Here is a 4,543-nt window from a genome sequence, read left to right as displayed (position 1 = left end):
ATCTCGGTGAACCGCGAACTGAACGATCCGAGACTGGTACAGCCCACCGCGAAGCACGCCTCGGTCACGGTCACATCGCCGCGGCGCAGCAAGGCCTTGGCGCGTTCGATCCGTCGAGTCATCAGATGTGCGTAGGGCGTCTCGCCGTAGGCCTCGCGGAAGCGGCGACCGAAGTGCGCGGTGGACATCAGTGCCGTGCGGGCCAGCGTGGGGACGTCGAGTGGCTCGGCGAATTCGCGATCCATCCGGTCTCGCGCGCGACGTAGAAGTTGGAGCTCCTCGAGGTCGGGGGCATTCATCCTGCGGCCGTATCTCGGAGTGCGTCGATGTCCTCGCGAGTACCGGAGGACGTACTCGCACCCGGTCTAGTCGCGGCGAAAGATCCCGCAGCGCAGGCCCATTGGACGGCCTTACGTGGGCCGTCGAACCAGGACGCGGCCAGTGCTCCGGCAAATGCGTCCCCGGCCCCGGTGGTATCGACGGCGTCGACGCGCGGAGCGGCGACCTCGAACGATTCCGAGCCGCGGTATCGAGCGCCTCTGGCACCGAGTGTGGTGATCACGTGCGCCACTTCGTTCACTCGGTTTCCGAGACGGGCTTCCTCGGCTTCGTTGACCACGAGCACGTCGGTGGCCGCCACCAGGGCGTCGGGCAGATCCTGAACCGGTGACGGCTTCAGTATCGTCACCACGCCGCGAGAGCGGGCGTACTCGAATGCAGTCACCACGGTATCGAGCGGAATTTCCAACTGACACAACAAGATAGCGGCGTCGGAGATGACGGCGAGGTCGTTGTCGGTGAGGTCCCGAACGTGTTCGTTCGCCCCGGGGACGACGACGATGCTGTTCTCGGCGTGATCATCGACGGAAATGGCGGCAATTCCGCTCGAACCCGGTGCCGTACGCAGCGCTCGGTCGTCCACGCCCGCGCTGGACAGTGTTCGGCGCAGTGTCTCACCGAATTCGTCGTCTCCGACCGCTCCGATGAACGACACCGGAACGCCGGCCTTGGCGGCGGCGATGGCCTGGTTGGAGCCTTTGCCGCCCGGTGAGGTGGTGAACGATGTGCCCAGCACTGTTTCGCCGGGGTCGGGCAGGGAGGGGGTCCGGGTGATCAGATCCATGTTGATGCTGCCGAGAACGACGATGCGGGGGTTCGAGGCGGACACCGACGAACTGTATCGCTCCGGCAGTCGGCCCTGACCCCGAACTGCCAATTGCAGATTGTTGACAATCTGAATTCGGTGAGTGACGATGGCACGCATGACAGCGTCGACTCGCACCCACCTCAGCCCGGCACTCAAGCAGGCGACCCCGATCGTCGTCGATCACGGAAAGGGCAGCTGGATCATCGGCACGGACGGGCGCAAGTACCTCGACTTCACCACCGGTATCGGCGTCACCAGTACCGGGCACTGCCATCCCCGCGTGGTCGAGGCCGCGCGCGAGCAGGTGGGCAAGATCATCCACGCGCAGTACACGACCGTCATGCATCAGCCGCTTCTGGCGCTGACCGACAAGCTCGGCGAGGTGTTGCCCGCGGGGCTGGACAGCGTGTTCTACGCGAACTCCGGGTCCGAGGCCGTCGAGGCATCGATTCGGTTGGCGCGCATGGCAACCGGACGGCCCAACATCATCGCCTTTCACGGGGGGTTCCACGGACGCACGGTAGCGGCCGCGTCGTTGACCACCGCGGGCACCAAGTTCCGTTCCGGATTCTCACCGATCATGGGCGGAGTGCACATAGCACCGTTCCCCTACGCCTTCCGGTACGGCTGGGACATGGACACCGCGGTCGCCTTTGCGCTCAAGGAACTCGACTACCTGCTGATGACGATGTCCAGCCCCGCAGACACCGCTGCGTTCATCATCGAACCGGTACTCGGTGACGGCGGTTACCTGCCCACGCCTCCCGAGTTTCTCGAGGGACTTCGCGAACGGGCGGACACCCACGGGATCGTCCTCATCGTCGACGAGGTCCAAGCAGGAGTCGGGCGCACCGGAAAGTTCTGGGGCCACCAACATTCGACCATCACGCCCGACATCGTCATCACCGCGAAAGGTCTGGCCAGTGGATTCCCGATCTCGGCCATCGCGGCGTCGACGGAGTTGATGGGCAAGGCGTGGCCCGGGTCGCAGGGCGGCACGTACGGCGGCAATGCCGTCGCCGCTGCCGCGGGTGTCGCCACGCTCGACGTCGTGCGTGAGGAAGGTCTGGTCGACAACGCTGCCGCGCAGGGCCGAGTTCTGCTCGACGGCCTGTTGGCACTGAAGTCCGAGCACTCCGCCATCGGTGATGCACGTGGACTCGGCCTGATGCAGGCACTCGAATTCGTCGACAGCGCAGGCAATCCCGATGCTGCGGCCGCCCTGCGCGTGCAGCAGGGTGCGATCGACGAGGGGTTGTTGCTGCTGACCTGCGGCGCGCTCGGCAACGTGGTCCGGATCATCCCGGCGCTGATCGTGAGCGACGACGAGATGCGGCAGGGCCTGGACGCGTTGTCGCGCACGCTGAAGAACGTACTGTGACGTCTGCTCCGGTGCGGTCCCCGGTGCCGGCACTCGTGCAGCGAGTGCTGGAGATGGGTATCGAGATCGACGATTCGTCTCGACGGCTCGCCGAGTACTCCTACGACGCCTCGAACTACCGAATTCCGCCTGCGGCTGTGGTCTTCCCCCGTAGCGCCGACGAGGTTGCCTCCGTGATGATGCTGTGCGGGGCCGCGGGTGTCGCAGTGATCGGCCGCGGCGGCGGAACGTCCATGGCTGGCAACGCGATCGGCCGCGGAATCGTGATCGACTTCTCCCGCCACATGAATCGCGTGATGTCGGTGGACACCGACGCGCGGACCGCGGTGGTGGAGCCGGGAATCGTGATCTCGGAGTTGCAGCGTGAACTGGTGGCGCGCACCTCGGGGACGTTCACCTTCGCACCCGACCCGTCCAGCAAGACACGCGCGACGGTGGGCGGGGCAGTCGGCAACGACGCGTGCGGCAATCACTCGGTGCGCTACGGACGAACAGCCGACCACACGGTGGCCATGGACGTGGTCACCGCCGACGGGCACCTACTTCGGGTGACCCGTAGCGGTGTGGAGGCAGTGCGTTCGGAGGATGCGGCGGCAACCGATGCAGCCGAACGTATCTCGCGCGAGTTGCAGTCGCTCGCGGCCGACAACCTCGCGCTCTTCAGAGTCGAGTTGGGCCGCATACCGCGACAGGTGTCCGGATTTCACCTCTCGCATCTACTGCCCGAGAACGGATTCGACGTTGCTCGTGCACTCGTCGGGAGCGAGGGCACGTGCGCGGTGATCGTTTCGGTCACCGTCGCCGTCGTTCCCGTGCCTCCGGCGGCGTTGTTGCTGTGCCTCGGATACGAGAACGTGGTGGCTGCTGCCGCCGACGTGACGGCCATTCTCGAGTTCTCGCCTGCCGCGGTGGAGGGCATCGACGACAACATCGCCCAGACGATGGAGTATCGGCGCGGACCGGATTCCATCCGCGGTCTGCCTGCGGGAAACGCGTGGCTCTACGTCGACCTCGACGGGGCCGATGCGGCCGAGGTCGAGGACAAAGCGGCCCGTCTGCTCGAGGCGCTCGGTCGTCTCGGCCGCGTGAAGGAAGGCCGCATCGTCACCGACCCGGCCGATCGAACAGCGCTGTGGCGAGTACGTGAGGACGGCGCAGGTCTGGCGACTCGACTCGCCAGCGGAGTCGAGTCCTGGGGTGGCTGGGAGGACGCCGCCGTCGCACCCGAGAACCTGTCCGCCTACCTCGCCGACCTGAATTCGCTTCTGGCCGAACACGATCTGACCGGCGTGATGTACGGACACTTCGGTGCGGGCTGCATGCACGTGCGCATCACGTTCGATCAGCGCACCGATGCCGGACGACGGGTGATGTACGACTTCCTGCGCGCCGCCGCGCGGGTGGTGGTCAAGCACGGGGGCAGCCTGTCGGGCGAGCACGGTGACGGCAGGGCCCGGTCGGAACTGCTCCCGGTGATGTACTCACCGCGCATGCTCGACGCCTTCGCGCGGTTCAAGCGCATCTGGGATCCCCGCGGGATTCTCAACCCGGGTTCGATCACCGATCCGGAACCGATGATGGACAACCTCATGCTGCAGGGCATCCCGCAGCGGGAATGGAAGACGACCTTCGATCTGCACCAGATCGGAACGCGGGCAGATCTGGATCCGTTCGTGCACGCCACTCAGTCGTGTGTCGGCGTCGGCAAGTGTCGTACGACGTCGGGAGGCGTCATGTGCCCCAGTTTCCGGGCGACCGGTGACGAGAAGGACTCGACGCGCGGCCGGGCCCGAGTGCTGCAGGAGATGGTGCGCAGTTCGCCGACCGTTGCCGACGGATGGGCATCGAAGGACGTAGCCGAATCGCTCGACCTGTGCCTGTCCTGCAAGGCCTGTTCGTCGGATTGTCCGGTCGGCGTGGACATGGCGACGTACAAGTCCGAGTTCCTCGATCATCACTATGCGGGGCGACTGCGGCCGCTCTCGCACTATTCGCTGGGCTGGTTGCCTCGCTGG

At 65.9% G+C, this 4,543-nt stretch carries 4 protein-coding genes; 2 read left to right on the top strand and 2 right to left on the bottom strand.

From position 1 onward, the window contains the following. Together A2J02_RS19600 and A2J02_RS19595 are read right to left on the bottom strand one after the other, a co-directional pair. Positions 1 to 299: helix-turn-helix transcriptional regulator (locus A2J02_RS19600; RefSeq protein ID WP_156516308.1), on the bottom strand; the 299-nt coding region annotated here is incomplete at its 3' end. Then, a complete protein-coding gene (locus tag A2J02_RS19595) occupies positions 296 to 1,123 on the bottom strand; it encodes a ribokinase (protein WP_068052451.1) in 828 nt (275 codons plus the stop codon). The genes A2J02_RS19595 and A2J02_RS19600, both read right to left, overlap by 4 nt. Positions 1,124 to 1,262: 139 nt before the next feature. Between A2J02_RS19595 and A2J02_RS19590 the strand changes: the two genes are divergently transcribed. Beyond that, positions 1,263 to 2,528 carry an aspartate aminotransferase family protein gene (locus A2J02_RS19590; RefSeq protein ID WP_068052448.1) on the top strand — a complete coding sequence of 422 codons (1,266 nt, stop codon included), beginning with the start codon at positions 1,263 to 1,265 and terminating at the stop codon, positions 2,526 to 2,528. A 53-nt stretch (positions 2,529 to 2,581) separates the two neighbouring features. Beyond that, a partial coding sequence (locus A2J02_RS19585; RefSeq protein WP_068052454.1) for an FAD-binding and (Fe-S)-binding domain-containing protein occupies positions 2,582 to 4,543 on the top strand: 1,962 nt, incomplete at its 3' end.

The organism is Rhodococcus sp. EPR-147, from assembly GCF_001647185.1.
GTDB lineage: Bacteria > Actinomycetota > Actinomycetes > Mycobacteriales > Mycobacteriaceae > Rhodococcoides.
Note: the sequence above shows the minus strand (reverse complement) of the source record. Positions and strands in the feature narration are given on the sequence as shown.

Excerpts from the sequence above, each read along its gene's own strand:
- A2J02_RS19595 (WP_068052451.1), bottom strand. The coding sequence starts at position 1,123 with ATGGATCTGATCACCCGGACCCCCTCCCTGCCCGACCCCGGCGAAACA.
- A2J02_RS19590 (WP_068052448.1), top strand. The coding sequence starts at position 1,263 with ATGACAGCGTCGACTCGCACCCACCTCAGCCCGGCACTCAAGCAGGCG.